The organism is Paratractidigestivibacter sp. (assembly GCF_052362415.1).
Classification (GTDB): domain Bacteria; phylum Actinomycetota; class Coriobacteriia; order Coriobacteriales; family Atopobiaceae; genus Paratractidigestivibacter.
In genome coordinates, this window is record NZ_DAWEMK010000131.1 from 1909 (window position 1) to 4192 (window position 2284).

Genomic DNA, 2284 nt, shown 5'->3' on the forward strand with positions numbered 1-2284 from the left:
AAGGGGATCGAGTTCGGCGCGGGCTTCGCCTCCGCCCGCATGCGCGGCAGCGAGGACAACGACCCCTACGAGGTCCGCGACGGCGCCTGTGTGCCGCGCACAAACAACGCGGGCGGCATCCTCGGCGGCATCAGCACCGGCGCCCCGCTGCAGTTCCGCTGCGCGCTCAAGCCCATCAGCAGCATCGGCATCGAGCAGGACTCCGTGGACCTCGCGCACATGGAGCCCGCCAAGCTCACCGTCCACGGCCGCCACGACGCCACCGCCGTCACCCGCGCCGTGCCCGTCGTCGAGGCCGTGGCCGCCTGCGCGATCGCGGACGCGCTTCTCTCCTTCCCCGCCGACCCCATCAAAGATTGAATGACGAAAAGGGACAGTCCCTTTTCGTCATAAGAAAGGCAACGAATCGATGAAGGAACTCAGCGAGCTGCGGGCGGACATAGACCGCATCGACAGCCAGATATTCGAGCTGTTCGGCGAGCGTGCGGAGGTCGCCGCCGGCGTGGCGGAGTATAAGCGCGCGCACGGCAAGCGCGTCTTCGACCCCGTCCGCGAGCGCCAGAAGATCGCAGACGCCGCCGGGCGCGTCCCCGCCGACCTCTCCACCTACGGCCAGGTCATGATGGAGCTCCTCATGGAGGCCTCGCGCGCCCGCCAGCACGAGCTCTTGGGCGACGCCGAGGACTCGGAGCTCGTGGCGCGCATCGAGGCAGCCCGCAAGGCGACCCCCGAGGTCTTCCCCCGTAGCGGCCGCGTCGCCTGCCAGGGCGTCGAGGGCGCCTACAGCCAGCTCGCCGCCGAGAAGTTCTTCCGCCGCCCGGACATCCGCTACATGAGGTCGTTCGAGGACGTCTTCGAGGCGGTCGAGTCGGGCGAGGTCGACTACGGCGTGTTGCCGATCGAGAACTCGACCGCGGGATCCGTGAACAAGGTCTTCGACCTCATGGGCGCCCACGAGTTCTCCATCGTGCGCTCCACGCGCGTCAAGGTCGACCATTGCCTGCTCGCGCGCAAGGGGGCGGATATCGGGGGCATCCGCGACATCTACAGCCACGAGCAGGCCATCCGCCAGTGCGCGGCCTTCCTCGAGACCATGCCCGAGGCCCGCGTCCACGTGTGCGAGAACACCGCCGTCGCGGCAAGGATGGTCGCCGACGCCGGCCGCGACGACGTGGCGGCCTTGAGCTCGCGCGGCTGCGCCGACCTCTACGGCCTCAGCGTACTCGGCAGCGCCGTCCAGGACCGCGACAACAACTACACGCGCTTCGCCTGCATCAGCAAGAAGTTCGAGATCTACCCCGGCGCGGAGCGCTCCTCAATGACGCTCGTCACCCCGCACCGGCCGGGCTCCCTCTACAAGCTCCTCGCGAAGTTCTACGCGCTCGACATCAACGTGGTCAAGCTCGAGAGCCGCCCGATCCCCGAGCGCGACTTCGAGTTCGGCTTCTTCTTCGACATCGACTGCCCCGTGGCCTCAGACGAGTTCCGCGCGCTCATGTCCACCATCGAGGGGCTCTGCCAGGACTTCCGCTACCTCGGCAGCTACAGCGAGGTGATCTAGTGGCGGGCAACTCCCCTGCGGGCGCTCCCTCGCTCGCCACCCCCTTCGGCCTCATCGGCCGCAAGCTCGGCCACAGCTGGTCTCGCCAGATCCACGAGCAGCTCGGCAGCGCCCCCTACAGCCATCTCGAGCTCGAGCCCGGCGAGGTCGCCGGCTTCCTCGCCGAGGGGCGTTGGCGCGGCCTCAACGTGACCATCCCCTACAAGGCCGACGCCGCCCGCGCCGCCGAAGCCAGAAGCGAGCGCGTGGAGCGACTGGGCGTTGCGAACACCCTCGTGAGGCGCGCCGACGGCTCCGTCTTCGCGGAGAACACCGATGTGCTGGGCTTCTCGTGGATGCTCGATCGCTTCTGCCGCCGAGAGCTCGCGGCCGAGGCCGCAGATGCCCTCGCCGGAAAGAAGTGCCTGGTCCTCGGCTCGGGCGGCGCCTCGCAGGCGGTCCAGGCGGCGCTTTCCGAGACCGGGGCGCGCGTGGTCGTCGTCTCGCGCTCCGGCGCCGATAACTACGCGAACCTCCTCGAACGGAACGCCGACGCCGCGCTCATCGTGAACACGACGCCCGTGGGCATGTACCCCGCCTGCCCGGCGACCCCCGCCCCTGAGTCGGAACTCGCCCGGATGCCCGGGCTGCTCGGCGCGCTCGACGTCGTCTACAATCCCTGCCGCACCGGCATCTGCCTTGCGGCCGAGCGCCTGGGCATACCGTCGGAATCGGGCCTCGCCA

The 2284-nt window shown here is 69.3% G+C and carries 3 protein-coding genes; all 3 read left to right on the forward strand.

Translation table 11 applies throughout. From position 1 onward, the window contains the following. Nucleotides 1–360: chorismate synthase (locus ACT84W_RS09715; RefSeq protein WP_444329062.1), on the forward strand; the 360-nt coding region annotated here is incomplete at its 5' end. A gap of 49 nt (nt 361–409) precedes the next feature. Further along, nucleotides 410–1561, forward strand: coding sequence for a bifunctional chorismate mutase/prephenate dehydratase (locus tag ACT84W_RS09720; RefSeq protein ID WP_444329063.1), 1152 nt, complete (start codon nt 410–412; stop codon nt 1559–1561). After that, nucleotides 1561–2284 (forward strand): shikimate dehydrogenase family protein (locus ACT84W_RS09725; RefSeq protein WP_444329064.1); only part of this gene is annotated, 724 nt, incomplete at its 3' end. The genes ACT84W_RS09720 and ACT84W_RS09725, both read left to right, overlap by 1 nt.

Bases quoted from the DNA above. Each gene is read 5' to 3' on its own strand.
- ACT84W_RS09720 (WP_444329063.1), top strand. From the start codon at position 410: ATGAAGGAACTCAGCGAGCTGCGGGCGGACATAGACCGCATCGACAGC.